Source organism: Leclercia adecarboxylata (assembly GCF_035787115.1).
Taxonomy (GTDB): domain Bacteria; phylum Pseudomonadota; class Gammaproteobacteria; order Enterobacterales; family Enterobacteriaceae; genus Enterobacter; species Enterobacter adecarboxylatus_E.
Map to the genome: position 1 here is coordinate 43,271 of NZ_JALKTL010000004.1, position 25,151 is coordinate 68,421.

The 25,151-nt window shown below is 54.1% G+C and carries 41 protein-coding genes; 6 read left to right on the forward strand and 35 right to left on the reverse strand.

The window, feature by feature from the left end:
• Window positions 1-7: 7 nt before the first annotated feature.
• From MXM41_RS14085 to MXM41_RS14255, 35 genes are all read right to left on the reverse strand, one after another.
• Entirely contained in the window at window positions 8-277 is a 270-nt protein-coding gene (locus tag MXM41_RS14085) for a phage tail assembly protein T (protein ID WP_325932623.1), read from the reverse strand.
• Window positions 278-300: 23 nt separating this feature from the next.
• A complete protein-coding gene (locus MXM41_RS14090; protein ID WP_325932624.1) occupies window positions 301-696 on the reverse strand; it encodes a phage tail assembly chaperone in 396 nt (131 codons plus the stop codon).
• A 49-nt stretch (window positions 697-745) separates the two neighbouring features.
• Window positions 746-1,201, reverse strand: coding sequence for a phage tail tube protein (locus tag MXM41_RS14095; RefSeq protein ID WP_156264395.1), 456 nt, complete (start codon window positions 1,199-1,201; stop codon window positions 746-748).
• Window positions 1,202-1,261: 60 nt separating this feature from the next.
• On the reverse strand, window positions 1,262-1,591 hold the full coding sequence (gp17, locus tag MXM41_RS14100) for a tail completion protein gp17 (RefSeq protein ID WP_325932625.1): 330 nt from the start codon (window positions 1,589-1,591) through the stop codon (window positions 1,262-1,264).
• Entirely contained in the window at window positions 1,588-2,037 is a 450-nt protein-coding gene (locus MXM41_RS14105; RefSeq protein WP_325932626.1) for an HK97-gp10 family putative phage morphogenesis protein, read from the reverse strand. The genes gp17 and MXM41_RS14105 overlap by 4 nt, the downstream gene beginning before the upstream one ends.
• Entirely contained in the window at window positions 2,034-2,375 is a 342-nt protein-coding gene (locus MXM41_RS14110) for a phage head closure protein (protein WP_325932627.1), read from the reverse strand. Before MXM41_RS14110 ends, MXM41_RS14105 begins: the two co-directional genes overlap by 4 nt.
• Window positions 2,372-2,698 (reverse strand): head-tail connector protein, encoded by a 327-nt coding sequence (locus MXM41_RS14115; RefSeq protein ID WP_097455186.1) that lies wholly within the window; start codon window positions 2,696-2,698, stop codon window positions 2,372-2,374. The genes MXM41_RS14110 and MXM41_RS14115 overlap by 4 nt, the downstream gene beginning before the upstream one ends.
• A 9-nt stretch (window positions 2,699-2,707) precedes the next feature.
• Window positions 2,708-2,893 carry a hypothetical protein gene (locus MXM41_RS14120; RefSeq protein WP_097455187.1) on the reverse strand — a complete coding sequence of 62 codons (186 nt, stop codon included), beginning with the start codon at window positions 2,891-2,893 and terminating at the stop codon, window positions 2,708-2,710.
• Window positions 2,894-2,945: 52 nt separating this feature from the next.
• Window positions 2,946-4,166: a phage major capsid protein gene (locus tag MXM41_RS14125; protein ID WP_114317019.1), complete on the reverse strand. Its 1,221-nt coding sequence runs from the start codon at window positions 4,164-4,166 to the stop codon at window positions 2,946-2,948.
• A gap of 12 nt (window positions 4,167-4,178) precedes the next feature.
• On the reverse strand, window positions 4,179-5,033 hold the full coding sequence (locus MXM41_RS14130) for a head maturation protease, ClpP-related (RefSeq protein ID WP_325932632.1): 855 nt from the start codon (window positions 5,031-5,033) through the stop codon (window positions 4,179-4,181).
• Between the two features lie 8 nt (window positions 5,034-5,041).
• Entirely contained in the window at window positions 5,042-6,346 is a 1,305-nt protein-coding gene (locus tag MXM41_RS14135; RefSeq protein WP_325932633.1) for a phage portal protein, read from the reverse strand.
• Window positions 6,346-8,103, reverse strand: a complete 1,758-nt coding sequence (locus MXM41_RS14140; RefSeq protein WP_085451494.1) for a terminase large subunit — start codon at window positions 8,101-8,103, stop codon at window positions 6,346-6,348. The genes MXM41_RS14135 and MXM41_RS14140 overlap by 1 nt, the downstream gene beginning before the upstream one ends.
• Window positions 8,103-8,576 (reverse strand): phage terminase small subunit P27 family, encoded by a 474-nt coding sequence (locus MXM41_RS14145; RefSeq protein WP_164529882.1) that lies wholly within the window; start codon window positions 8,574-8,576, stop codon window positions 8,103-8,105. Before MXM41_RS14145 ends, MXM41_RS14140 begins: the two co-directional genes overlap by 1 nt.
• Before the next feature lie 198 nt (window positions 8,577-8,774).
• Window positions 8,775-9,440 carry a hypothetical protein gene (locus MXM41_RS14150; RefSeq protein ID WP_325932634.1) on the reverse strand — a complete coding sequence of 222 codons (666 nt, stop codon included), beginning with the start codon at window positions 9,438-9,440 and terminating at the stop codon, window positions 8,775-8,777.
• A gap of 17 nt (window positions 9,441-9,457) precedes the next feature.
• Window positions 9,458-9,814, reverse strand: coding sequence for an HNH endonuclease signature motif containing protein (locus MXM41_RS14155; RefSeq protein WP_325932635.1), 357 nt, complete (start codon window positions 9,812-9,814; stop codon window positions 9,458-9,460).
• A 181-nt stretch (window positions 9,815-9,995) separates the two neighbouring features.
• Window positions 9,996-10,394 (reverse strand): protein-export chaperone SecB, encoded by a 399-nt coding sequence (locus tag MXM41_RS14160; protein ID WP_325932636.1) that lies wholly within the window; start codon window positions 10,392-10,394, stop codon window positions 9,996-9,998.
• Between the two features lie 3 nt (window positions 10,395-10,397).
• On the reverse strand, window positions 10,398-10,688 hold the full coding sequence (locus MXM41_RS14165; protein ID WP_064363165.1) for a hypothetical protein: 291 nt from the start codon (window positions 10,686-10,688) through the stop codon (window positions 10,398-10,400).
• The gene (locus MXM41_RS14170; RefSeq protein WP_325932637.1) at window positions 10,685-11,254 is read right to left on the reverse strand and encodes a hypothetical protein; all 570 of its coding nucleotides are present in this window, start codon (window positions 11,252-11,254) and stop codon (window positions 10,685-10,687) included. The genes MXM41_RS14165 and MXM41_RS14170 overlap by 4 nt, the downstream gene beginning before the upstream one ends.
• A 304-nt stretch (window positions 11,255-11,558) precedes the next feature.
• Window positions 11,559-11,756, reverse strand: coding sequence for a hypothetical protein (locus tag MXM41_RS14175; RefSeq protein WP_325932638.1), 198 nt, complete (start codon window positions 11,754-11,756; stop codon window positions 11,559-11,561).
• Window positions 11,707-11,982 carry a hypothetical protein gene (locus MXM41_RS14180; protein WP_325932639.1) on the reverse strand — a complete coding sequence of 92 codons (276 nt, stop codon included), beginning with the start codon at window positions 11,980-11,982 and terminating at the stop codon, window positions 11,707-11,709. Before MXM41_RS14180 ends, MXM41_RS14175 begins: the two co-directional genes overlap by 50 nt.
• 7 nt (window positions 11,983-11,989) lie before the next feature.
• On the reverse strand, window positions 11,990-12,619 hold the full coding sequence (locus tag MXM41_RS14185; RefSeq protein ID WP_325932640.1) for a glycoside hydrolase family 19 protein: 630 nt from the start codon (window positions 12,617-12,619) through the stop codon (window positions 11,990-11,992).
• A complete protein-coding gene (locus MXM41_RS14190) occupies window positions 12,619-12,900 on the reverse strand; it encodes a phage holin family protein (protein WP_126524667.1) in 282 nt (93 codons plus the stop codon). Before MXM41_RS14190 ends, MXM41_RS14185 begins: the two co-directional genes overlap by 1 nt.
• The gene (locus tag MXM41_RS14195; protein ID WP_156264409.1) at window positions 12,887-13,273 is read right to left on the reverse strand and encodes a phage holin family protein; all 387 of its coding nucleotides are present in this window, start codon (window positions 13,271-13,273) and stop codon (window positions 12,887-12,889) included. The genes MXM41_RS14190 and MXM41_RS14195 overlap by 14 nt, the downstream gene beginning before the upstream one ends.
• A 92-nt stretch (window positions 13,274-13,365) precedes the next feature.
• On the reverse strand, window positions 13,366-14,151 hold the full coding sequence (locus MXM41_RS14200; RefSeq protein WP_280713374.1) for a hypothetical protein: 786 nt from the start codon (window positions 14,149-14,151) through the stop codon (window positions 13,366-13,368).
• Window positions 14,152-14,341: 190 nt separating this feature from the next.
• Entirely contained in the window at window positions 14,342-15,163 is an 822-nt protein-coding gene (locus tag MXM41_RS14205; RefSeq protein ID WP_325932641.1) for an antitermination protein, read from the reverse strand.
• Window positions 15,164-15,180: 17 nt separating this feature from the next.
• Window positions 15,181-16,170: a DUF968 domain-containing protein gene (locus MXM41_RS14210; protein WP_325932642.1), complete on the reverse strand. Its 990-nt coding sequence runs from the start codon at window positions 16,168-16,170 to the stop codon at window positions 15,181-15,183.
• 7 nt (window positions 16,171-16,177) lie between these two features.
• Entirely contained in the window at window positions 16,178-16,975 is a 798-nt protein-coding gene (locus tag MXM41_RS14215; protein ID WP_325932643.1) for a KilA-N domain-containing protein, read from the reverse strand.
• An 85-nt stretch (window positions 16,976-17,060) separates the two neighbouring features.
• Window positions 17,061-17,459, reverse strand: a complete 399-nt coding sequence (locus tag MXM41_RS14220) for a RusA family crossover junction endodeoxyribonuclease (RefSeq protein WP_313390122.1) — start codon at window positions 17,457-17,459, stop codon at window positions 17,061-17,063.
• A complete protein-coding gene (locus MXM41_RS14225) occupies window positions 17,456-17,776 on the reverse strand; it encodes a LexA family transcriptional regulator (protein WP_325932644.1) in 321 nt (106 codons plus the stop codon). The genes MXM41_RS14220 and MXM41_RS14225 overlap by 4 nt, the downstream gene beginning before the upstream one ends.
• A complete protein-coding gene (locus MXM41_RS14230; protein ID WP_325932645.1) occupies window positions 17,773-18,975 on the reverse strand; it encodes a phage N-6-adenine-methyltransferase in 1,203 nt (400 codons plus the stop codon). Before MXM41_RS14230 ends, MXM41_RS14225 begins: the two co-directional genes overlap by 4 nt.
• Entirely contained in the window at window positions 18,972-19,436 is a 465-nt protein-coding gene (locus MXM41_RS14235; protein WP_325932646.1) for a PerC family transcriptional regulator, read from the reverse strand. Before MXM41_RS14235 ends, MXM41_RS14230 begins: the two co-directional genes overlap by 4 nt.
• On the reverse strand, window positions 19,433-20,194 hold the full coding sequence (locus MXM41_RS14240; protein ID WP_325932647.1) for a helix-turn-helix domain-containing protein: 762 nt from the start codon (window positions 20,192-20,194) through the stop codon (window positions 19,433-19,435). The genes MXM41_RS14235 and MXM41_RS14240 overlap by 4 nt, the downstream gene beginning before the upstream one ends.
• Window positions 20,148-20,366 (reverse strand): DUF4222 domain-containing protein, encoded by a 219-nt coding sequence (locus tag MXM41_RS14245; RefSeq protein ID WP_156264418.1) that lies wholly within the window; start codon window positions 20,364-20,366, stop codon window positions 20,148-20,150. Before MXM41_RS14245 ends, MXM41_RS14240 begins: the two co-directional genes overlap by 47 nt.
• Before the next feature lie 163 nt (window positions 20,367-20,529).
• The gene (locus MXM41_RS14250) at window positions 20,530-21,084 is read right to left on the reverse strand and encodes a YmfL family putative regulatory protein (protein WP_258754912.1); all 555 of its coding nucleotides are present in this window, start codon (window positions 21,082-21,084) and stop codon (window positions 20,530-20,532) included.
• Between the two features lie 44 nt (window positions 21,085-21,128).
• Entirely contained in the window at window positions 21,129-21,329 is a 201-nt protein-coding gene (locus MXM41_RS14255) for a YdaS family helix-turn-helix protein (protein ID WP_103826518.1), read from the reverse strand.
• An 88-nt stretch (window positions 21,330-21,417) separates the two neighbouring features.
• Between MXM41_RS14255 and MXM41_RS14260 the strand changes: the two genes are divergently transcribed.
• The 6 genes from MXM41_RS14260 (at window position 21,418) to MXM41_RS14285 (ending at window position 25,124) form a co-directional block, all read left to right on the forward strand.
• Window positions 21,418-22,092, forward strand: a complete 675-nt coding sequence (locus MXM41_RS14260; RefSeq protein ID WP_103826553.1) for a LexA family protein — start codon at window positions 21,418-21,420, stop codon at window positions 22,090-22,092.
• A gap of 751 nt (window positions 22,093-22,843) precedes the next feature.
• A complete protein-coding gene (gene rdgC, locus MXM41_RS14265) occupies window positions 22,844-23,773 on the forward strand; it encodes a recombination-associated protein RdgC (RefSeq protein WP_325932648.1) in 930 nt (309 codons plus the stop codon).
• 83 nt (window positions 23,774-23,856) lie between these two features.
• Window positions 23,857-24,111, forward strand: a complete 255-nt coding sequence (locus tag MXM41_RS14270) for a hypothetical protein (RefSeq protein WP_325932649.1) — start codon at window positions 23,857-23,859, stop codon at window positions 24,109-24,111.
• Window positions 24,112-24,151: 40 nt separating this feature from the next.
• Window positions 24,152-24,688, forward strand: coding sequence for an HD family hydrolase (locus MXM41_RS14275; RefSeq protein ID WP_325932650.1), 537 nt, complete (start codon window positions 24,152-24,154; stop codon window positions 24,686-24,688).
• Between the two features lie 14 nt (window positions 24,689-24,702).
• Entirely contained in the window at window positions 24,703-24,897 is a 195-nt protein-coding gene (locus MXM41_RS14280) for a hypothetical protein (RefSeq protein ID WP_325932651.1), read from the forward strand.
• Window positions 24,894-25,124, forward strand: a complete 231-nt coding sequence (locus MXM41_RS14285) for a hypothetical protein (RefSeq protein ID WP_325932652.1) — start codon at window positions 24,894-24,896, stop codon at window positions 25,122-25,124. The genes MXM41_RS14280 and MXM41_RS14285 overlap by 4 nt, the downstream gene beginning before the upstream one ends.
• Window positions 25,125-25,151 lie beyond the last annotated feature (27 nt).

A 25,151-nucleotide genomic window follows, 5' to 3' on the forward strand; every position in this document is an offset into this window, starting at 1 on the left:
TTGGCAGCTATCCAGCCAGCGCCGCAAAGAACCCCTCCAGCCCGGCACTGCTTTCTTCCTGTTCGGGCGCATTCCACTGGAGGATGACATCATCCATGCTTACCTTAGCGCCCTGCGAGTTAAGCACGGCAGCGGAAATCTGCGCCGCCTGAATATCACCGCGCCGATCGCTGATGGGATTGATGCGGTCAAACTCAATCCACATGCGCAGCTCTCTGGCCGTCAGGGTTTGCTTCAGTTCATACAGAGTGCGCCCCAGACGGAGCGCCAGCGTCATCAGGAAGAACGTGCCGGGCTGGCTTACGGCTTTTCCACCTCGGCCGCCGAAGTGGTCAGGTCAAGCGCCTGCTTGAGAAGGCGGGAGTGCACTGGGCCATAGAACTGCTCGACCTGCGGCTTATCTTCTTCGCTGAAGACCTGCGAGCCATCTTCCTCCAGTAGCACATCAATAAAAAGCACCACATCAGCGCTCTTGTTGCGCAGCGCGCGTTCTGCCGCTGTCAGATTTTCTGGATCGCTTTCTCCCTGCATCGGATTAAGCACCTGCTGCCATTCAAGCCAGGCCTGCGCTGACGGCTCCCGAAGTTTTACCCTGGCGTTTTCCCACTCCGGAACGGTGACGGTTTTGGTACGGAAACCTGCCATCGGCGCCAGCGCGAGCGAGCGTAGCGAATTCTGTGAAATCTTCTTGTCCATTGCATTGTTCTCGGTTCGATTTCAGAAAAAGCGGCTTTCGCCGCTGCTATTAGCCTGCAGAGGGTGCAGGCACGATCGGGACAGGCTTGCCTTTGATGCGCAGCGTAAACGATGCGGTCACCACCCCGGCGGTGCCCAGGCTCCAGCTGTTCTGGCGCACCTCAGCCAGAAATGCGTAACCGTTGCCGGACGGGAAGATCACCTGAAACGCGTGCAGCGCGTCAGTGTCGTAAGCGGCGCGTAGTGTGTTCTGCCCCTCTTCATCAGCAGACCAGTTACCGGAAACCGTCATTTCACCTGGCGCGGCCAGGCCATTGGTCATCTCCTGCTCGGTAGAACAAAGCGTGGTAGTGTCGATGTCTGACTTTTGCCCTCCGGTGTAGCTAAGTTCTTTGGTTGAGCAGTTAATGGATTGCCAGGTGGCACCGGTTGGGTTTGGTTCGGTTGCAGGATTTTCCGAAATATTAATTTTCGTACCCTGCGTTTTTTCATACTTAGAGGACATGGAGATCTCCGGATGCAAGAAAGCCGCCCGGAGGCGGCAGAGTTAATATGAAGTGTGGAGTTATTGCCAGATATGAACTTCAAGCGTGGCCCGGTAAAGCCCAGTGTCAGGCTCGTAGCCGTTGATCTCGCTCAGTCCGACAGGGTGAAGATCGGCCAGAGCAACTTTAGCCTGATCACGCAGCTCCCGGGCGTCATCAATTGACGAAGCCCAGGCATCGATCTGAACCGTGCAGGCTGTCTCCGCCGGGCCGGAAAATACATCTTCACTGGAGGAGGAAGGCAACAGGTAGATCACCCATGGCGCAGAGGTTCCCTGCGGCGCCACGTACGGAAAGACGTTGCCGCCTGCCAGCGCTCTGAGGCGTGGATAGATATCGGCTTCAGTCATTTCGCCAGTACCTCATCGATAGCCTGATTCATGCGGGCCAGCGCCGCCTGCGTGGCTTCCTCCTGCCGGGTGTCAAACGCAGGACGAACAAAGGGGTGCGCTGGCATACTCGATGTCCCGAGCTCCACAAACCGCCAGTAAAACGCGTTGCGCGGATTGTCGGCCTTCATTGTGTTATCGCTGTTGCCGGTGTCCGGATTGACTCCCCGAATATGTACGCCGGAAGTAATTTCGCCGCGGCGATGTCCTTTCTGGGTCACCACCACCACGTTTTTTTTCATTTTGCCGGTTTTGACTGGCGCGAGATTCTCTACTTCTTCTTTCAGAACCTGAGCACCCGCCCGGGTGGCATCACGCAAAACCTTGTTATTTTCTGCCCGGCTGAGCGTTTCCAGATCCTTAGCGATGTCGGCCAGGCCGGAGAAATCAAGACTCGTTGAGATCACTGCTTCACCCCCTTTTCACAAAGCAACTCCAGGCGGGTCCCGTTTTCGGCAGAAATAGCCGACTGAATGTCGTATACCTCGCCGTTACCGGTTGGTGGCAGATGAACGGCGCGCCAGCCTGTGGATACCGGAATGCCGGGATAGCGACGCATCCAGATCCGTGTTGTGGTGCTGCTTACCTCAGCCCCACCCTCTATCCTCTCCCGGCCGGACACGTCCGCGACCTCAGCGCGCACTGAAGCCACATCCACCCAGCCAGTGGCTGGCTGCCCGGAAGGCAGGCGCCCAGACGCTGGCTTTTGTAACGTAACCCGGTGTCGTAGTCGTCCCGCTTTCATACGCCATATATCCTGTAGGGTTGAAGAAGCGCTTCGGTGGAGAACGCAAGCGCAGAAGTTACGTTACCTACGTTTACAGCTTCGCGGTTTGCGTACCAGTGACCGATAAGCAGCAGCATAGCCATTTCGATATCTTCGCCATAAAGCAACCGATCTGGGTCAGCAAGATAGTCAGGATCATCGGCAGTGTCATAAAGCCGGCGGCGGGTCCACGTTTCGACGTACCGCGCCGCAGCCTTAATACTGGTAGCGATCCAGATATCGTCTTCCGTAAAATCCTGCTCAATGTTGCAGTGGCGCTTAACCTGCTCTTTGGTCAGCATGCGCGCCCCTTACTTGCCTTTACCCTTGCCTTTCGGCTCAGGATCTTTTTCCGGATCCGGCTTTCTGGCGCCGGGCTCTTCGGCGTAACCGCGGTTTACAAGCTCGCGGCCGTGCTGCTCCAGCGTTTCGAACTCAGTACCTTCGGTAAGCACGTTGCCTTCAAAGTAGATGGGCTTGATAGCGATCAGCTTCATGGCTGTCTCCTTTAAGGAAAAAGAAAAGCGGCCCGCAGGCCGCCATTAAGGTTTACGCACCGCCACCAGCAGCAGGCGCAGTGAAGGATCCGTAGATGAACGCTTCCGGCCGTTTCACGGCCAGCGCCAGACGCTCTTCGCAACGAATCGAGATCATGTTTTTCTCGAAGTCGTCGGCGTTCTCGGTGGAGATAACCACGTTGGCATCTTCACGATCGAACAGTTGCGCCGCTGCGTTAAACGCACCAGTCAGGAACTTGCCCTGGAATGCTGCTGCTTCAGTAGCCACAACCGGCAGGCCCCACAGGGTTGGCCCGGTCAGGGCCGCCGGGTTCGCCAGGATATAGCGGCCCAGCGTATCCTTGGTGAGTTCAATCTTCGCCCAGTCGATGAAGTGCAGGACGTGGCCGGAAGCCGGGAAGCGCGCCAGCTGCGCCTGCAGCATTGCGAGGCGGAGATCATCGATGCCGTTCTGCTGCTCAACGGTAAAGGCAGCGTCATAAGCAGATGCCTGAGGGACGATGCCTTTCAGGTGCGCGCCGGTACCATCACCGAAGAGAATCTCCTGCTCTTCCACATACTTCAGGCCGTAACGCATTTCAGCGTCGATAGTGGACTGCAGCTGTGCAAAATCATCCAGGATCTGTTTGGACGCCTTGAACATGTGCGCGATGGTGGTCACCGGAGTGATCTGCGTGGCGAACTGAATATCACTGTACGGTTTGGCGGTACCTTCCGGCACGACTTTCGCCGCATTGGTGAATCCGGTCTGCTGCACCCAGAAGATGGCCGGTGCAGAGGTGCGGCCCGGCGCAATCAGATCCCGGATGAAGAGGCGCTGCTTCGGCGCGGTATCAATACCCGGCAGGCGCTGCGGCTCAACCACGCCGGTTGCCACGTCAGTGGAGATCAGCGCAGCATTCACCGGAACGCTGACGCGCTTCCCGCCTTCAACGCTTGCCGCGAACGCTTTCAGCGCTTCACTGCTGATAACGGTCTGGCCGACTGTCTCGATCACTTTTGCAGCATTCGCCAGCGGCATCTGAGCAACCTGCTGCTCAAGTTCGCCAAGCGCCGCCTTAAGCGTTTTCTCAGCATCTTTCAGGGCATTAAATTCCACTGCCATTTTGTCGACAGTATCTTTGGTTGCCGCTGATAGCTCGCCGTTTTTCTTTGCTTCTTTCAGGGCTTCTTCTGCCTTGGCATTGAATTTGCCGGTCGCCTCTTCAATGCTGGCGCTAACTTTTTTCAGGATCTCATTTACATCAGACATAACATCTCCGTTTTACTGGGCAGCCGCTTTCAGGCCGCTGAGCGCGGCTTCCAGTCGGTCAATAGTTTCGTTTTCGATGGTGGCAGCGCTCGGCATACCTTCAGGAGTGGCAGCAGCGCCTGGCTTGCTGCCGGATAAGGCTTTAAGGAGTTTTCGCCGCTCCGATCGCGGCGTACTGGTTTTGGCCAGCAGGGCATCAATTTTGCGCAGCGCCGCTGCCGGGCTGTCGTCGTCGTCAGCAATTTCATCAGCTGAGAGGAGGCTGTCAGCAAAGCCCTTTTCCACCGCTTCGCTGCCGCCGATATAGGTTTCGCCGTCCATCATCTTGCCGATAGTGTCGGCATCAAGACCGCTGCGCGCCTGATATATATCGCTCATCGCATTATCAAACGGCTCCATGTCAGCGGCGATCTGCGCCAGGTCGTGACGGTTACCCATGGCATAGACCCAGCAGTTATGGATCATCAGGAAAGCGCCTCGTCCGATCTGCACGTCATCACCGGCCATCGCGATAATCGATGCTGCCGATGCCGCCAGGCCAAGCACCTTCACGGTTACTTTGCCGTCGTAATCTCGCAGCAGGTTGTATATGGCCAGCCCCTCGAACATGTCGCCGCCGGGGCTATTGATGTTAACCGTCACGTCAGCACCACCGAGCGAGCGCAACGCACCCGCAATGCGGCTGGCCGTTACACCTTCTCCCCAGTAATCAGCGCCGATCACGTCGAAGATAGAAATGCTGTTGTCACCGTCCCGGGCGGCGCGGATGCCACCGTTCCAGCGCTCCATTGCCGCAGCTGGCAGATCAGGTTTTTCGCGCGCAAAAGGTCGCCCCTCCGGCGCAGCCGGAAGGCTTTTAATCGTCATGGATACTCCTAAGCCGCTTGTTTCAGCGGGGACTGTTCGAAGGGGATGTCGGGGAATACGTGGTTATGAACCTGTCGCAGCGCGAAAGCCTGTGCTGCCTGGCTGTTTTGCTTCAGGTCTTCAAGCGGCGTCAGGTTGAGCTGCACCGTATAAAGATCGCCGCCCTCAATCGGTGGCATGTTCTCCAGGCGGCGCACGTCGTTACGGGACATCCAGCCGTTCTGCAGCGCACTGGTGTAGTACGCCGCCCGGCCAGCACTGTCGGCGCGCAGCAAGCCTTCTACCGAGAACTCGGCAAAGAGTTCCTCTTCACCATTCAGCAAACAGCGGGAAATCTCCTGCTCAATATTCACCAGCAGCGGGCGCAGCGTATGGGTCAGGAACTGGAGATTCATCCCTTCCAGACTCGATGCCCAGCTGCTTTGCTTCGAGGTATGCCCAACCATAAACGGCGGCACGCGGAACCAGCGGCAGATTTCCTCAATGCCAAAAGAGCGACTTTCCAGCATCTGCGCCGCTTCTGGATTCATGGTGACGTTCTGATATTTCAGTCCGCCCTCAAGCACCATGATTTTCCCGGCGTTCCGGGAACTGGTGAACTTCGCCATGTACTGACGAAGCCGATCACGCTGATCATCATCCAGAGCCATATCAGCAGAGAGAAAGCCGGAACTCTGAAGCCCGTTTTCGAAAATTTTTGCTGCCGACTCTTCTACCGCCATCGCCGCACCAATCACATCCCGGCCGGAACTCAGTGGCATCATGCCGCAAACACCATCGAGACCGAACCCACGGATGTGCATCAGATTCTTTTCGGGAATTACGCGCTGCCTGCCGTCTTCGGTGTAGGTGTATTCCAGCCGCCCGGTGTCCATCCGCTTCACCACCATGTTCTGGGGCAGCAGTGGCACCAGCGACACCAGCTTATTGCCGATAAACAGCTTCTCGACAAACGCATTACCGCGCAGGCAGATGCTGGCCACCACCATCAGCATAAAGCGCGACGGCGTCATTTCCAGATTTGGGCGGCGACAAAGCACCTGGTAAACCGGATGGTTCTGCGCCAGCTTGCGCGATCCATCAGCCTCTCGGGTGTAAATTTTAACCGGTAGCGTGGATACCGATTCACTCAGAAGCCGGACACAGGCCCAGACAGCAGAAAGCTGGATCGCCCGATCTGCAGTCACCACCTTGCCGCTGCTGCTCGTGCCATACCACTCCTGCCAGAACGTTCCGGTAGTCAGGCTGATGGGCACGCCCAGCCAGTTGAGCAAGGCGCTTTTTACCTTGCCCGGCTGCTTACTTTTCTTCATCAGAAACCTACCATGATGGGGTTGTCAAAGAATCCACTCAGGTCCTGCTGGTCGTTGCCACCGTTAACAAGCAGACGGCTCATTGCGGTAAACAGCGCCGCCGGGCCGTCAATCTTGGCTTCCGGGGTCGATTTGTTGGGGAAGATATTGTCATTACGATCCGGCCGAACCGTCACATTCGACATCATCCAGTTCATCACCGGGTGATTGCTGTGATGGAGCCGTCCACCGTAAACCAGCGCCTCGACTTCCTTCATGGCTTCGGAGAAGTTACGAACCGTCTGTGGAACCTCCACCAGAGGCAGGCCTTCCTCGGCAAGCGCCAGGCTGAACTGCGTGGCACTCCACGGGTCAAAACCGATTTCTTTCAGGCTTTCACCGGCCACCCACGCCTGAAGTTCTTCCTTGATCTGCGCGTGGTCTATCACATCCCCGTCGGTCAGGATGAGCTTGTCCAGTTCCGCCCATTTGCGGTAGAGCTCGGCCATCTGCCGGGAACACTTCTCAAGCCGCCCTTCCGGCAGCCAGAATTTAAAGTCGGTGTGAACGTGCCCGTCGGGAGAACGCCAGGCTTTTACCGCGGCGCAGATATCGATTTTGTTCGCCAGATCGACCCCCACCCAGAGCGGATAGGTTTTCAGTTCATGTGCCGGCGCGATGAGTTCGCATTTTTCCCACTTCAGCATGTCCATCCAGGAAGACTCCGCCGTAACCCAGATATTCATGTGTTTGGTGAAAAAGTTAACGCGGGCGGACACCTGCTCTTTGGCCTTCTTCGCCAGGCGACGCAGATCGTCCCAGCGCTTGCAGATGCCGAGGCCCGGATTCGCCTTCTGCCAGACCGTTTCATCGAAAGGGTCGTCGCCTTCGTCCAGGGTGTAGATGATGGCAAAGAAGGTATCGTCCTTAACCGCTCCTTCCACATCGCTGTTGAAACCGCGCAGTACCTTGATGGCATAATCGCGCAGCTCATAGCAGATGCCTTCTTTATTAAAGCCGGCGGTGGTAATGCCGAACAGCAGCGACTGCAGGCGCGCACCGGTTGCTGTCTCCAGCACGTCCCAGACGTCACGGGTTTTATGGGCGTGCAGCTCGTCGACAATGCCGCAGTGGATGTTCAGGCCGTCCAGGTTGTTCGCGTCGCTGGAAAGGGGCTCGAACTTCGACGCGCTCTGCTCCTGGTAGATCGCCAGCTTGTTGAACTCAAACAGGCGGCCCAGTGTCGCTTTCGCTTTCTTCACCATGTTTTTGGCATCTTCAAACACGATACGCGCCTGGTCGCGGGTTGTGGCCGCCGAATAAACCTCAGCGCCGCCCTCGCCATCTGCACCTGCCATATACAGGCCGACGCCGGAGGAAAGTGTGGATTTGGCATTCTTACGCGCCACCTCGTTGTAAGCGGTGCGGAACCGCCGCACCATAACCGGGCGGCCGCTGCCATCGTTGCGCAGCACCACGTCGCCGGTCTCCTCGTTCACCAGCGGGATCACAAACCCGTAGATATTGATGAGAATGAAAATATGCCAGTCCATCAGGTCGATGGGCTGACCGGCCTGCGCGCCCTTAACATGGGGTATAAATTTGTAGAAATTCAGGATGTGCTGCGCCCTGGGTTCGCTGAAGAAGATCCCACGCGCCTCGCCGTTTTTCAGATCGTCCAGAAAACGCTGGCATGCCAGCCGGACAAACTCACAGGCAATAATCTCCCCCGCCACGACGCGCTCGGCGTAGCGGATACCCTCTGCAACCTTAGCCATTAATCCCTCGCTTTCATGAACTCAGCCAGCGGATCAACCGCATCCGGCGTTTTGGTGCTGACCTTCGACCGACTGGCAGGCGTCATGCCGAACTCGGCCAGCATGGCGCGGAGACGCTTCCAGGCATCTGCCTTCATGATTGCCGCCGGGTGCGCTTTAATCAGCACATCCCCGGTCTGCGTTTCAGTCCGGTACGTATACCCCTCGATCTCCAGCGTGTCGCAGTGGTGCCGGTACTCGGTGTAAGCCTCGACCAGCAGTTCGAGTGCACGGGCGTCCAGCTGAGAAACGACGCCGACGGCATCAAGCTCTTCAGCCATTCGCTTAAACCAGTACTTCGCCTGCTTGTCGAAATGCTTCGGAGTTGGGGGTACCCCTGCCGGGGGTTGCGGCTCGTCTTTATTGATCGGACGTTTTGATGGGTTACCCCTCACCAGACGCAGATGGGTCGGGGTTTTCGGTGGTCCTGACATAATCGAAAACTCCTATTAATCATCGGATGGGGGACCCCATAAAAAAGTTTTCTAACCTGCGGCGATGCGAGAAAGGGTTAGGCGGCGGTCCTTAGCAGGCATGGTCCTGAACTTTGATCCCGCCCTCCCCCATTGATGAGAATCGATATCATTATGCTAGAAATGATTGCATTTGAAATCATTTATCGATATTGATTCTCATTTGACGTTGTCATGCACCGATCTGGCGAGCTTCTTACTTGGAGGGCCACTGTTACCGATGCGTGGGCTAAACACCTTGTTGATATCCCAGCCTGCTTTCAGTCGGTACTCAATCGAGTTGCGTGAAATGCCAAGGTACTCAGCCCATTCACTGAGACACATTGTCTTGCCATGAGCCGTGTAACGTCTGTGCGACTTATTTCTGTGGGTGGCCTTCATCTTTTCACTGCCGCGCTTCTGATTACACAAGGCGCAGCTGGCAACAAGGTTTGACTCAGCGTTATTGGTTTTGCAGTCATCGAGATGATCGACATGCATATCATCCCAGGTAACCATGATTCCGCACCAATGGCAGCTGAAAGGGCCATCGCCATGATGCTGATGGTAGACGACGCGATGCTCATAGGCTCGGTTACTGTTACGGCTTAACGGATGAGTGGGGGCATTTACTAGCACATAACCACCCGAGTGAGTGAGGTTGCCTGGCTTGAGTGTGCTTAGCTTATCCGTTGAACCATGACGGCGAACACGCATGTAATGCTTTTCACAATACGGTGTGTTGTTGGCTCTTGCTGGCAATCCACACCCATCAACAGAACAGGCAGCTCGCAACGCCTTAGCACCGACGTGCGTGTGCCCTGAGTCAATTAATGAATCAGTCATGCTTTTACCTGTAAGGGTTAGTTTCGGTTTAAACGATCCCGAGCGGTTTTGGCCTTATGGCATTTGAAGCAGATCGCAACCAGGTTGCTGTCGTCATCTGTGCCGCCGTGAGCTTTCGGGATGATGTGGTCGACCGTTTCTGCCGGACGCGGTCTGCCGCTGCGCAAGCACGCCTGGCAAATGTGACGATCACGTTTAAGGATGCGTGCGCGGATGATATCCCACTTGCTGCCATAGCCGCGCTGGTGGCGGCTCAGTCCTCGCTGGTGCTGCTGCCACCCTTCGTTACGGTGCGCATCGCAGTAGCCGGAACGGTCTGTGGTAGTGCCGGAACACCCGCGTTTACGGCAGGCGCGAGGGATAGCTGCTGGCATATTATTGGCTCCAATAAAAAAGTCCCGCGTGAGCGAGGCTGTGATTTATCCCCTATAGGGCATATTTAATATTTATCCTCTACAGCCATTACGATGGGTCTACCCATGGTGATGGCAATAAAAAACCGCCCGGAGGCGGTCTATAAAATCTTTAATAATATTTTCAGATAAATAGGAAAACTTAATCTTCGCTTTCACTATCCATTTTCTTTGCCATCTCAACGAAGTTAATCGATGGTAAGGTAACAGATTCAAGCCCGGCGTTCAGAAGCACAGTACTGACGAAGGCTCGCAGATAGGGGTATGCAATAGCAGGGGCATTGATTTTATGGAAAGACCCTTTCCAAAAAGACTCGTCAAGAGGTTCATCGCATTCAAAGATAAAGTCATGTAATAACTTAAATTTAAACCCTCTATCGGAAGTTAAAGTGAAATCAAACTTCACAAAAAAATCTGTATCACACTCAGCTACAGGATGGCTGGAGTAGGTAAAATTGATGCGATTGACAAGCTCAGTCTCTTCTTGAGTTTTAGTGATTAACAGCTCATCAACTTTGTTATCTTTAAGCTTGAGGTGCATGACTTATGCCGCCGAGAAAAGAGACAGCGCCCCTTGAGGCGCTGAGTTTGAAATTTTTGGGAAAAAACTTAGAAGTTCATCGTCCATTCTGAAAAATTCACATTGCCAGACGTGACTTTCTTCTCGAGCAATCTGACCAGCAGCAGCTCCTATCAAATCATAGGTAGGCTTGTGCGTGACTTCCTCTGAGGATTTGTCCATAACCCCACACTTATGAAGTGCAGACAAAAACTCGTCACGTGGCATTGTGTCGATTAGGTCTAATGCTGCTTCTAACCACGCTGTTTTGTTCATATTGACCCCTTAGTGACAATATCATGCTTTATGGCACATCGTGTCGGTTCCTTCAGACACATGATTCTGCAATTTGGTATGCGAGCTTTCAATTGACCGCGTTGCGTAGTGATGGCGTCTCGTCGTACTAACGCGTCAAGATTAAGATTTTGAAGAGCAAAATTAGCAACAAAACAGTCGTTTTGTAGGGCTGAAGCATCGCCATATCCCTCTTGCTTCATTCTCTGAGCTAACTTGTCCCTGATTTTGTTAAAACGTATCAAATCATCAATGTCATCCAAATCAAGATGTGATTCAGTACGTATCAATGATTTTAGCACAGCATAGCGATTGTACTTGCGTTTACGTGCTTGCCGGTCCCAGGAACGAAATCTTGCCCAATTGACTGCGTTTTCAATAGGATCGGTAAACCCACTGATGAAAAAATAGGCACCATTTCCTAGCCAATCGTTGTCTGCCTCGCTGATCCTGTAGTTGCTCACCACTATCTGTTCAGCAGATTGAAGACTCGTTCCATGATATCCAGCCCACTCGGTATAAGATTGAGAATCTTCTTGTGAGTCCAAGGGATATCCGCCTTCCCAATTTGATTTTGTACGAAGAGTTTCTCGTGTGGGGCAAATCTTACCTTTAAGGTATTTATCAAAACAAGAATTTAGGTATAACTCTGTGGATAACATGAAGCTCAATAGCACTTTTTGCTAAAGAATTTCATAAAACCTATTTTGTCAATGGTTGACTACTGATTTTATCGATTGGTTAAAGCAAATTTATTTCCATTTGTGCAGTTCTAGAACCAGACATTTAGGTGCTAGTCATCCATTATAGTTTCGGAACATTTACCTTCTGCAGGTCATGACCTACAAAAACTCATTCGTTAAATTCATGTCCCTCATAATCTATGCAGTTCGCCTGCCATGATTTGTTGTGCGCCAGGATGTCTTTCTTCGTCTGCTTATCCAGCACATCAATGTCATGATCGGTCAGGTAGATTGGCTTTATCCAGTCACAGGCAGTATCAACCACCACCGGGGCGCTTCCACGAGTCACGCAGCTCGCGATCAACATCGTCGCCAGGCATATGGTTAACAGTTTGCTGTACATTGCTGGCCTCTTTCGTTGCTTCAACCCGGCGCTCTGCCACAGCGACCGTGGCTGCGGCATTATCTTCGGTACGCTGCTGGTCTGCTTTTGCCTCGGCTTTGCTGGTGCCGCGAACGTGGCCCAGGCCAAAAGCGCCAGCTATGGCAGCTATCACTGCTGCGACCAGCCCTATGATCGTTTCAATACCCATAGTGACCTCACACCAACACAGATTTTGCCAGGTTAAACAGAATGCGCCGTTTATCCAGGCCGTTACGCCCTCCATTGATGATCAGCGTGACGCGCTCAACATCGCCCGAATAAAGCAGGCAGCCGTGGGACACGTAAAACCATGCTGCTGATCGCGCGGCATAGACATCCAGCTCCAGCAGCTCGGGGTGGGTTACCAGATCAAGCTTCAGCGCCTGACCGCAGTTGCGATAGTTGCTCAGGCCTGTGATCTGCTTCAGACCGCGGCCCCGGTATTTCCAGCCGTCACCCGCCACCTGGTTGCCCAGGTTCTTTTTGCCCCACTCATTGCCATAAACCAGATTGGCGATTGCCTTCTGGTTGGCCGGTTGCGTTGACGTTCTGCCGAGGGCAGCAGCCTGCTGTACGGTGATGCGATGACTACCGAACGTTGGTACCAGGTTCTCAGCTGCATAGTTCAGGTTTTCAACCACCCGTGTAAACCCGGCAGACTCATGCCCCATCTGGGCAATAAACATGGCCTGATCGAGCGGAGCAGTTATGCCGTACTCTTTCATTGCAGCGTCAATATGCGGAAACCAGCGCGCAGCCAGCCCGACGCTGATGCGAGCCGCCTTCTGAAATTGTGATTGGTTCATTAGTGCCTCAGTTGATCAACCAGACGCGCAACGTTGCCTCTGACGGCCACCAGCACGGAAAGGAAAAGGACGTTGGCCCCAATGGTGGCCCACGATGAATGAGGATAAATGCCGCAAAGGTAGGCCAGTGGCACGGCGCTGTACGTCACAGTAATCAGCCATGCCAGGCGGGAAACCCACGGGCGATGCCGTGAATCACCCCGGCGGTAAAACATCAGAGTAAGAACTACGCCAGCGCAGATCAGCGCGTTGATAGTTGCTGTCGGGTCATTTAGAACCACCTGAGCCTCCCCGGCGCGTTATCAGCGCCACCAGCGAGCCGACATCCTGGTTATTCAGGAACGTCAGGATTTTGACGGCTAATGCAGAAACAATAACGGCGCCAATAGCGTCCAGAGGTTTATCACTGTAGCCAGTCCAGTTGGCCAGCTTCGAACCAACCAGGCCGGAACAGAGAATGCCAGCGATATAAGACACTACGAAATATGCCAGTCGGCGGGGTGCGCCCAAGTCTGCCGCCGTTGCGATATAAAAGACAGCTCCTGCAAATGAACCAAAAACCACGCCGTAATCTGTCCCGGTCAGCAGTCCATAGACACTGGCACCTGTAAGAGCACCACCAGCTAACCCGGTGCCGGAAATTGGATCGGACATTGAGCCCCCTCTTATTGCCGTGAGTCCTCTCAGTACGAGGGGAAACAAAAAAGGCCGCCAATAGGCAGCCTTCAGATATTTATCAATTGATATTATCTTGGAAGATGTTGTGGTGGGCCAATCCAAGAGAAAGAGTTAAATGCTTCTTGAATTATCGTAGTGATTTTCAGCATTGATTCCTCTGAAACATCTACTTCACCATAGTGACCATCGGCCATGGTGTACCCAAGTTTGGTCCCATGCAAGTTACTAAGCATCAATGCTCCTGAAGGCGCAACAACGAAACCGTTATCAATTGGTTGAAGTTGTAAGGGTTTTGGCTCTCTTCCAGCGCCAAGACCACGCGCCCTATCTTCTAAATGTTGCGCTGAATTTCTCACAGCTCTTAAGTTAGGGAAATCATCGGCAATCCTGGCGTGTAATCTTTTAATTTCCGGAGGAGCACCGTTTTCTTCAGATATGACTTTTAAAAACCTATCTATCGTGTCGAGAGCATTGAGAAAGGATTTGGCATGCAAAAAAATAAATCGGTGCTGATGACTTGATGGAATTTCTCCATTACTCCATTTCTCTTTTTTAAAGCGAGTCTCAACTTCAATTGCCACTTTCTCGCTACGGTCATAAGGCAGCAAGCCCAACTCCTGGCGGACTTGTACTTCTAAATCTCGACGCTTTTGCATATCATCCTGCCACCGTTGATGATCGAGGCCAACATTACCAGACCTATTATGCATTTCGAGATTGAATAAATTTAATGCGATGTTAGCGTCATAAAACGCTGTTTCCAGGTGACTTAATAGTCTTTCAAGCTTCCAGCCCAGTTCTAAATCTTCATGGCTGATATTGCTACCAGGCTTAGTTAATTCAAAAATCAGCATTTGTTTGATCCCCAAGATAAAGGCCAAACAATTATATTACCGCTATATAGAATTTATCTATTTTGGATGCACTAAAAAAAACCCGCTCGATGGCGGGCTTCTTAACGCTGAACATACAATGCCCATCGTTAACGTCAAATTTACACAAAAACGGCAACTTTGCAAGCAACGTGACGCTAAATAGTGAGATTTATATCAAATTATGCGTTCTTGTTACTTTCTTCAACTGAGTGTCTGCGTTGCTTTCCTCCTGAAAGCATTTCGTCACCAGGCTTTCATAGAACGGCTTCCAGCTATAGCGCCAGGTGCGATCAGGAAGGCTGTCCAGCTCGGCCAGAACGCCGCGATACGCCACTGATGATTTCGGCCTGCTGTATCCTCGCCCCTCACAGCGTTTGCACTCCTTATAAACCGGCGCACCCTGCAACTCAGTTTGCTTTCGGTCGAGGGTTTGACCAGATCCGCCACACTGGCAGCGCTTACTGATCTGGCCGGTTCCTTTGCACTTGCCGCACAGCTGGTGGTCAACATCCTTTACCTCGCGGAAGACTTCAAAATCAGATGGAGACTGACCCAGATCCTTAGCAAATTGAGGCAGGCGCATTGTGTAATGACTTTTGGTAATCACGCTGGTCCTGGTTATGAAGCCCTTGCCCCGGCATTTCGGGCAATCTGAACTGTCAGCAGCTGATGAGGCGTAATCCTTGAATGCGAATCTGGCGAGGATCCGCATGCAGAGAGGAAACTTTTTAACAGCTGCTTTGCGTACCGCCAGTGGTGCGTGCTGCTTGGCGTACTCCGTCAGCCAGTTGATAGCGGCTTCTTTATCCTGTGGACTGATGCCAGCCTTCCCCAGATACATGGCAAGGCCGATCCCGGCGTCGGCCTGGGTCATGCCCAGCGCCGCCATGATGTCGGTTACCGTTAACTGATCGCCCGCGGTTGCGGGCACGCTATCAGAGATGTGCATCCCTTTCGGTGCAAAAAACTTTAAAACTCCGTCCAGATTCATAGCGTTCTCCACTCCGTCTACGCCAGTGCGCCGATGGCCAGCGCCCGGTCTAATGTTTTCAACAGCAGCTCCGGCTGCGTGCCGTACTTCGCTTCAAATGCCACAGCGTCAGCGTGCAATTCGTCGTGATGCGCCCTGCACAGCGGTATCACGAACAAATCATGCGCTTTGGTGCCCATGCCACCCATGCCGTGGCCGATCAGGTGGTGGGGGTCGTCTGCCGGATTCTGGCAACACGCGCACTGCTGCGCCTTTACCCAGCGGGTGTATTTTTCGTTTTGCCAGCGTCGGCGCTTTGGCCTCAACATGAAGGACTCGGGCGTCTCCGGATCCACCTGCAGCGCCAGCACCTTTTTAACGGCCTCCTCTACAATGCTGGTGGGCGGTAACGATGGCACAATGTCAGCCTCACGCGTCACCGACTGCACTTTCTCTGCCGGAATACGCAGGACCTTGCGCGCCACCGCCTCAGGGATGGCGTGCGCCAGCTTGTTGAGCGTCAGCCACCAGCACAGTTCTGGCAGGGTCACGACGTGCGAATCATCGAAACCCAGCCCGGCGCGAACAACCGACAGTAGCCAGGCTACCAGGTTCTCCCGCGCAATGCCCGCCAGTTCGTTAGTAAATTGCTCCCGCACCCGGATATCGCAGGCCCAGCACAGCCGAAGCACGCCGGGCACATGCCGCATGGTGACCATTTCGTGGTGGTGGTAGTCGGTGTGCCGGTACTGGCAGCCAGATTCCCGCAACAGCCAGCCTTCGAGACATGACAGGCCACCGGCCCGCCTAATCACATCGGCATGTTCGAATACAGGTACCATCGCGGGGTCCTCCGCCAGCGGCTGGCGCGCCACCGGGATCTCCCCGGTTGGAAGCCCTGCCAGGCGCTCCGGCTCGTTCTCTAAAAGAATGCGACCGCGATGGAAATGCGGTATAAGCTCAGGACCTGGCCGGAACGCGACGATCCCGAACTCTTTTATGACGACAGGGGTTAGTAATGCTCTCACAGACACCTCAATGCACAGTTTCGAGCAGGCGCAACAGCTCCTGGAATTTTGACTCGAAGAAATGCGGCTGAGTCTCACGCGGGTTCGCCGGGCTGGTGATGTTTTTGCCGTACATACAACCCTTAGCTGTCATCGCCCAGAAGCGCTTAATACCATTAACACCTGACCGGCTGCGGCGCTCCTTATGTTCGACAATACCCAGCTTTGCCAGTTGCTGGTAAGCCATCGTAGCTGACATACGGATGCCGTTCGCTTTGAGCAGCGCGCTCAGCGATTGCGTGGGGCGACTTGATCCATCAGGAGCGCCAGCGGGGGCATCAATGGCGTACTGCGGGGCAAGGTTCGGCAGACCAACTGCATCCTGCAACTTTTGGCACGCGCCGAGTACAGAGGAATTGGAGAGATTAAGAGATCGTTGCATAAAATCGAGCAGGATAACGCCAGCCTGCATTTTATCTGCCGCCTGGCTCTGAAGAGTGGCGGGCTGATTTACAGCTGCATCAAACGTCCGGATCACCCTCAGGCTGAACTGCGGGCTGATCCACATGGCGTAGGAGTAGACCAGCTCTTTACAGACGTAGCTGCCCTGCTCTTTCCCGCCGCGGATAACACTGACCGGGTCCGGCGTTTCCGAGTTGCTATTTTGCAACTCGCTTATTAATTGTTCGGTTTGCTCGTTGCGAAGCCAGAACGCTGGCTTGTGCCTATCCTGAGCACCAGCAGCACGATGAAGATCGTTGAGGCAGTAACGACCAAAAATATCACGGCGTACGGAAACGCCATCAATCACGAGTAATTGACTCATTTTGTTCTCCACTGATTGTATTGCGAGGGGCCTGCACGCCCGCTTCGCTTGCACTTTTTGACATTACTGCCAGATCGACTTTCTTTCAACCCACAGCTGGACATTTATCCACCTCCTGCCTGTAGGGTGTGATCGTGATATCGACCCTGCCACCTTTCAGCACCGGCCCCCACTCCACCAGCATTCGCTTTATCTGGCTGTCGTCCTCCCAGATGCCCGCGTGGGTCAGCGCGTCGAACAGCGCTTTGTTGTAGTTGTCGATGTCGCGACGGCGGGCGTCCGGCGGGAAAAGAACGATCTCCACCGCCGCCGGCGCACTGCTGGGCTTCGGTAATCGTCGCAACTGCTCGATGATCGCCGCGCATGCCTCACTCTGGAATGCCCGCCCCTTTGCGCTAACGAGAGTGCGACCTTTCAACGGGCCGCTGTTTGGGGATCGCCAGTAGGCATTGACGCTCGGCGGGAATGGCAGGGTTAGCTTCATAGCTCGACCCCGCGGATCTCCAGAAATGTGAGCGCCTGCTCCCGCGCACTTTCATCGCCGATCAGCAGCGCACGAATTATCGCAATGGCTTCATCTTCGGATTGCTGCCCTGTAATAGAGATCCCGCGGGAAACGCCCGGGGTGATCGTGATTGCCCCTTTTCGCTGGAGGATGAGCAAAGTGTCCCGCGCCGAGTTATGCGAGCGGCAGCCCATTAACCCGGCCAGTTCAGCAACGGTTGGAGGGAACCCGTGTTCTTTCTGGTAATCTACCAGCAGGTCTAAGACCTCCTGCTGGCGCATGCTCAGGGTTTTCACGCTACTTTCTCCTCACTCCGCCCGGCTTTGCGTTCATCCATCATGAGCCGGAATCGGGCCCTCAGAGAACGAATGTTGTGCCAGTGATGCTGAGGGATGGACTCGAGAACTGCCGTTACCTCAGCGGCGGCCATCCCGTATTCGGTGATCACCTCTGGCGCCAGGGTTAGCAGGCGGGACTTCATATCCTCGCGGATGTTTTCATGCTCAAAGCTTTGCTGGTCCAGCCAGGCAATGAGCTGTTGCTGATCGACATTCTCTTTAATCAGCTCTATCGCTTTGGTGATCGTTTCCGTCGGCACAACGATAATTTCGGGTGCTGTGACGGAATCAGATGCCCAGGTGTGCGCAAAGCGTGATTCTGAGAAGGTGTATACCTCTTTGTCGCCGAACGCCGCGCATGCACACGCCCAGAAGTTAAAACCGCTTTGCTCCAGAATGTCTTTCTTGGTCAGCGGGAGTTCTTGCTCAGCAGCTGCTGGTGGAGCTTCATCCACCAGCGCTGCGGGCTCTTGAATAATTTCCGGAATATTTTGCGGTTGTTGCTGTGGTTCAACCTGGTTAATCAGGCGCTCAGCTTCACGACGGATCTGCGCCATGAATGCATCGCCTCGCGCTTCCAGATCCTTACGGCTGATATAGCTCATTGCCTGGCCGCGCCAGGTCTTGTCGAATACGACGACCGCACCGGCGAAGAACGCTCCGGACGGCACCTGCTTTTCGTTTTTTGGCACAAACCACATCGGCAGATCGAAACCAATGCGGCCGCGGATAAACGCAACGTGATCGGCATCTTCAGGCCACCATACCTCGCTGGTTGCAGCCTTGATCAGGAAGACAAAGCGACCGCCCTTGTCACGCATCGCACTGGCGTGCTGCATGATGTAACGCATACCGGTGATGTAATCATCTTCATGCATGCTGGCGCGGCTGTAAGGCGGGTTTCCGAAAGCGGCGCCGTTGAGTTCTGACACCCGGGCGGACCAGTCCTGCACCAGCGCGTTGTCCTCAGCGGTGTAGTACGCTTCGCATTTGCTGTTCTCGCCGTCAGTAAACAGGTCCAACACGAACGGGCCAAACATGGAGTTGATGCCCCAGAAAATGTTATCCGGCGTACGCCACTGGTCGCCAACTTCCTTCAGTTCATGCAGCGGCTGGCTGCGCAGTTCGGCCAGGTCCCGGCAGTATTTATTGGTCATTGGTCTTCTCCGATGTAATGGCCTGCCAGCAAACATGCGTCTGTTACGCAGCGTTTCTTGGCCTGTTTGAGGCATGACGCACGCCGTTTGACGTAACGCTCCCGATCCTTATTCGCTGGAGACAGGTCGAAAGCCTTAAGCCATACCGTGGCTGCACGCAGGTAAAACCCCTTCTTCTCCAGCTCGATGGCGTAATTCTCTAAATCAGTCAGAGTCTTCACCGTGTCTGCGTAGGACGCAGCTGCTGCAGCGGCTTCGGTTTTGACGAAGTCTTCGCAGGGGTAATACACAATCGTCGTGTCGTTATGAATCTCGCGCTTGAGCTTCCCCTCGTTGTGAAAACGGAACAGGCAGCGGCTGATCGTGCGAAACGAGCTATGAGTCAGAACATTGGCAACCTGCCGGGTGCTGCAGCCTGGGTTATCCAGCGCGTACTGCAAAACTTCGGATTCGATGCTCATCCGTTCACCACCCGGAAGCCTTTGGCTCCCTGCGAATAGTCGGTGCCGACATAGCTGGATTTAAAAAGCGGATCCTCTTTGATGCCGGAACTGGCTGGAACTATCCAGTCGTCTTCGTAGTGCATGTCAGGGCCGAAGAAGGTTTTGGCCTGTTTGACAAACTCGGTACCGGTCTTGCCTGTTTGAGCAACAAACCCGGCATAGCGCTTCACACCCTCCAGCATGACGAGAGGCGAAACGCCTTCACGAACGCGGGCATCCCAGGCTTTCAGCGCAGCGCTTTTCGAGTTACCACCTGCCCGCTTCGGATATAACGCCCAGGCCAGATCAAATAAGTTTTCATTGACTGGTTCATTGACTGGTTCAGAGAACTGACTGGTTCCGGGTGCAGCTCCTGCACCACTAACCGGTGCAGCAGATTCACCCCCTGGTGCAGGAGATTCACCACCCGGTGCAGGACGTGCACCAGAGGGTGCAGCATTTGCACCACTGGGAAGGTTGAGTTTATAGACGTTGGTACGGTTCAGACCTGTGGCCGCCTTGCGGACTTCAACCGATACCAGACCATCCTCAACCAGCTGTTTGATATGGTTTTGCACTGAGCGCTCAGATATCTCGCATTGCTCTGCGATATAGGGAACGGAGGGCCAGCATTCGCCCTGATCACTGGCGTTATCGGCTAGTTTGATCAGCACGAGCTTGCGCAGCGGGTTACCCACTTTTGCTTTCATGGCTTTGACCATTAATTCCATGCTCATCTGGACCTACCTCAATTTCCCTGAAATCGCGCTTGAAGACCTGGAGTGGACTTGAGCATTCGTGTGGGTAGCCAGAACGCAGGTAGATAACGCGCTGCGCTTCTGGTTCCCAGCGGATGACACGAACGGGGATCCCCCGGCGGTCTTTAAACCAGCGGTCGAGTTCGCGCATAAGGCCTTTGCCCTCCGGTAGTACACACCCACGATTGCAGTGGCGCGGCTGTGGTTACATGCCACCCAGCGGTTTGCTACTCTGCGTTCATACCGAAACAGCGGAAGGCCCGGCACCGGGATCATCCGAAGTTGCGGCAAGCGGTTCTTTACCGTTAAACTGTTCATGCGTTAGTTTCTCCACTGATTCGACACGCCACGACGCCCGGAGCTGCACACTCGCGGGCGTCATTCTTTTCTGCCGCACAAAAAACGCGATATAACAGCGTTAAATGCTCCTGCCATTTCTGCATGACCTGATAGCTGTTCTCTTCGATTTGCTCGCGTTCGGCCTGGTCAATCACGCCATCAGCAGTAGCCTTGCGAACGTATGTCGAGTGCTTACCGATCCACTCAATAGACTCCATCAGGCGCTGATTGATATCGGCGTTATCCACGTCCTCAATATCCACCAGCGGAACGTTGACGCTGTTCGACTGGCGCGATACCGCATCAGCGATGTGCTTGGTGCCACTGGCCTGCTGGAGAACCATCGCCCAGCCCATTGGGAAAATCTGATCGCCGCCGGTACGCAGGCGGTTAAAAAGCGCATCCTCTGTCACGCCCAGCCATTCAGCGGCCTCGGCGTAACCGCCTGGCAGGCTTGAGATGGTCTTTTTAATTGCCGCCACCAGCCATGCGGGCTGTTTTTCGACTTGCCAGTGTTGTTGGTTATCCACGGTTAACTCCTTGATGCTGTGGTGTCTTTTCTTCACGATCTTGGTTACTGTTTCGGGTAGATGTCAGGTCGCAAATCAGATTTAGTTATTGCGCCAGCTGTGATCTCTTCGAGCTTTTTGGCGAGGGCGAACCCTGCCTTTTTGTAGCCGTTGAAAACTAAACGCAGATAACCGGGGGTTGATTTGACGCTTACTGCTAATTCACACTGCTGCTCTTTCGATAAAGAGTCCCAATACTCTTTCATAATATGTACCTCCTGTGTACATATTACATGAATAATATGAACCTACAAGGTACTTGTACCTTTAAGGTACACAATGTTTAATTCTGGGATGAAAACGATTCAGGAAATTAGGCGGTTAAACGCCAGAAAACTGCGTGACGGTGTCGGCGGAAATACTTACTTCGCCACCATGATCGACAGAGAACCTACCCAAACCAGCAGGTTTATGGGGGATGGCGCGTCTAAAAATATTGGCGATGCAATGGCTCGCCATATTGAAAAATGCTTTGATTTGCCGTTAGGCTGGTTGGATCAGGAACACCAAACCACTAATGTTGCAAAAAGTCCTGACGTATCAGACACTAATAGAAATATAACATTGGTTCCGGTTATATCCTGGGTGCAGGCAGGAGCATGGACGGAAGCTGGCTTTGCCGAGGTTGACTTGAGTAGTGTTGAAACTTATCCGTGCCCTGTGCCGTGCGGACCCATGACGTATATCTTGCGCGTGATTGGTGACTCTATGATCGATGAGTACCGTCCGGGCGACATGATTTTTGTAGATCCCGAAATTCCGGCATGTCATGGCGATGACGTTATCGCCTTAATGCACGATTCAGGAGAGACCACCTTCAAGAGGTTAATTGAGGATGGCGGCAGTAAGTACCTTAAGGCCTTGAATCAAAGTTGGCCGGAGCCCTACGTTAAGATAGACGGCAGCTGCTCCATAATCGGTACGGTGATCTTTTCAGGAAAACCTCGAAGGTACCTTAACAAAATTTAAATTTTAAAGTTGAGCCTGCGGAAGCGGGCTTTTTTGTGCTTGACAATGTACCCTAACGGTACATAATGTACCTGAAAGCAACAGCGAGCAGGCAGGACGCCCACGCAGTAGCCGCCCCAGGCGTATGAAGATGGGGATGATTCGCACCGAACATGGCGAAAGCCGACAGTCTTGAAGGCGTTTCTCTCAGGTTTCGCGCTAAAGAATAGCGGGGAGAACTTGGGGCGGTGAGCAAACCCCGCGCGGCTGCACCTGACGCTACAGCCCAGACCAACAAGCCGACTGGCAACGTAATTGCCCTTTTCATTCTTCCCGGCGAGGTAGCGCTGCCGGACCGGGAGGGATGAATAGACCAACACAACGGCGAAAGCATTTAGGGAACGGCGCCTGCTTAACAGGCCGGCGACAGAACTCGAGACAGTGCTTTTCTCGTTGTGGTGATCAAAGCCCGGCATGAGTAATGCGCAGGGGTAACAGTCAGAACGCGGACTGGAGGGAAACGGCGTTACAGCGGCATGCAAGGGCCGCCACCACAACCTAAGACCTGTAATAGCTGCATTGCTGTCTTTGGCGGCATCTTTCTCTACCCGTGAGGATGCCGCATTTTTTTACGCAACACACGAGAGCATCACCGGGTGACGGGCTCATAACCCAATCCATCCGGGCGGCTTCCTAACCGCAGGTGCTCTCCTGTGTTGTGTGGAGAAACTAACCCGTAGCGCCTGTGCAGAGGCGCTCAGAGGACAACCTAATGAATAACCCGTTCTTCAAAAACCTTCTGACCTACCGCCTGAGCCGCGATGTGATCATCGTCGACGACAATGACACCGCAGAACTGACTCAGAAGCTGGAGGCGTTCCGCTTCACCCCATGCGGCAGCCAGGACTTCGCCAAGGCTGGCTGGGTACCGCCAATGGATACCCTTTCTGATCAGCTGTTCCACCTCACCGGCGGCCAACTGCTGCTGGTAATTCGTCGCGACGAGAAGATTCTGCCTAAGCAGGTCATTACCGAGGAACTGAACAAGAAGATTGCGAAGCTGGAAGTCCAACAGGGCCGCAAGCTGAAAAAAACAGAAAAGGACTCACTGCGCGATGAGGTGCTTCATTCCCTGCTACCTCGTGCTTTTACCCGCAGCAGCACGATCCGCATTTGGGTAGACCTGCAGAAAGCATTGGTACTGGTCGATTCCTCCAGCGCCCGTCGGGCCGAAGACGCGCTGGCGCTGCTGCGTAAAACTCTCGGCTCCTTACCGGTGGTGCCGCTAACGATGGAAACCCCGATAGAGCTGACGATGACCGAATGGGTGCGATCTGGATCCGCGCCTCAGGGTTTCGCCCTGGGTGATGAAGCTGAGCTCAAGGCCATCCTTGAAGATGGCGGAGTCGGCCGCTTTAAAAAGCAGGAACTCTCCAGCGAAGAGATCACCACCCACCTTAATGCTGGCAAGCTGGTAACCCGGCTGTCGCTGGACTGGCAGCAGCGCATCAATTTCGTTCTGAGTGATGACGCGGCGATTAAGCGCCTCAGGTTCGCAGACGAGCTGCGCGACCAGAACGATGATATTGATCGGGAGGATGCCGCTCTTCGCTTTGACGCTGACTTCGTCCTGATGACCGGCGAGCTTAATGCCCTCCTAAAAAATCTGACGACGGCGCTAGGCGGCGAAGCCCAACTATAACCCCTGAATAGCAACCTTCCCCATCGTAATGGGTTGGGTTGCTGCAGCCTAAATTCCGCTTAATCGGGATAAATGGAGGCAATGTGAACCATATCGAGTTCATTGAAAAGAATGTCCGGGAAGAGCTAATTCGCGCAGGTTTTCCCGTAACGGTGGCCCAGGGGGGGGCGTGGCAGGCGATCGACCTTTATAAGCGCATGTCCCAGGCCAGTAAAAAAGGCGCGATCTTTGATGACTGCTTACGCTTCGCGAAATTATGGGCTGAGAAACAGACCTCAAAAACCGAGCTGAAGCAAAAGAAAACCACGAAGAAGACCACTCAACCTGGTCTGTTTTGAGAAGAGGCGCGGTGCAGCGCGTTTAAATGGAGAACACGTAATGTCATATATTCAGACACTGTCCGGGAAGCATATTAACTACCTCAATATTCATCACGACGATATCGTGATCGAGGATATTGCCACTGCCCTTTCTCACATCTGCCGCTTTGCTGGCCACCTGCCGGAGTTCTACAGCGTTGCGCAGCATTCGGTGCTGGTGAGCCAGCTGGTTCCCGCAGAGTTCGCGCTCGAAGCGCTGCTGCATGATGCAGCTGAAGCCTACGTCCAGGATATTCCCGCACCGCTGAAGCGTATTCTGCCTGACTACCGTCGTGTCGAAGCGTATGTGGATGGCGTGATCCGCGAGAAGTTCGGACTGCCGGCCCACCAGCACCCAACCGTTAAATATGCCGACCTGGTCATGCTCGGTACCGAACGCCGCGATCTGGACATCGACGACGGCACTGTGTGGCCTGTTCTCGTCGGTATCCCGCCAACCGACCTGTTTACTGTCATTCCGCTACGCCCGGTGCAGGCCTACGGTCTGTTCATGGCCCGGTTCAACGAGCTGATGGGGATCCGCAAATGCGCCTGACCACAAGACAGTTAGTGGCTGAAGCACACCAGGCTGCCCGGTCACTACCACCGGAGTCAGCGAAGTTGGTCACCGAACTGGCTACGCGACTGGATGTAACCCGAGCCGCGCTGTGCGAATCACTGAGCGAGCGTGACCGGCTGGCGGCAGACGCCCGTCGTAGCGCCGGAGAGGTTGTTTCAACACTTCATCATGGAGCGGCCCAATGAGCAAAGTCAAAACCCATACCGGTACCATCATCACCAAGGACGGCGAGAAGACCGTAAAGCTGCATGAGACGCCGACAACCTGGTGCGTTGGTCAGCGTGAAACCTATCGCAAGGAAGACGGCCGCCGCAGTGGCGCGCCGCTGACAGCTCGCAGGCTTAAGCTGTCAACCATTAAACCGATCGTCGTAGCAGCACCTCAGCAGGAGGATCCGCAGCCAAAAAAGTAAACCCATGTGGCAGTTGTTGTGACTGGA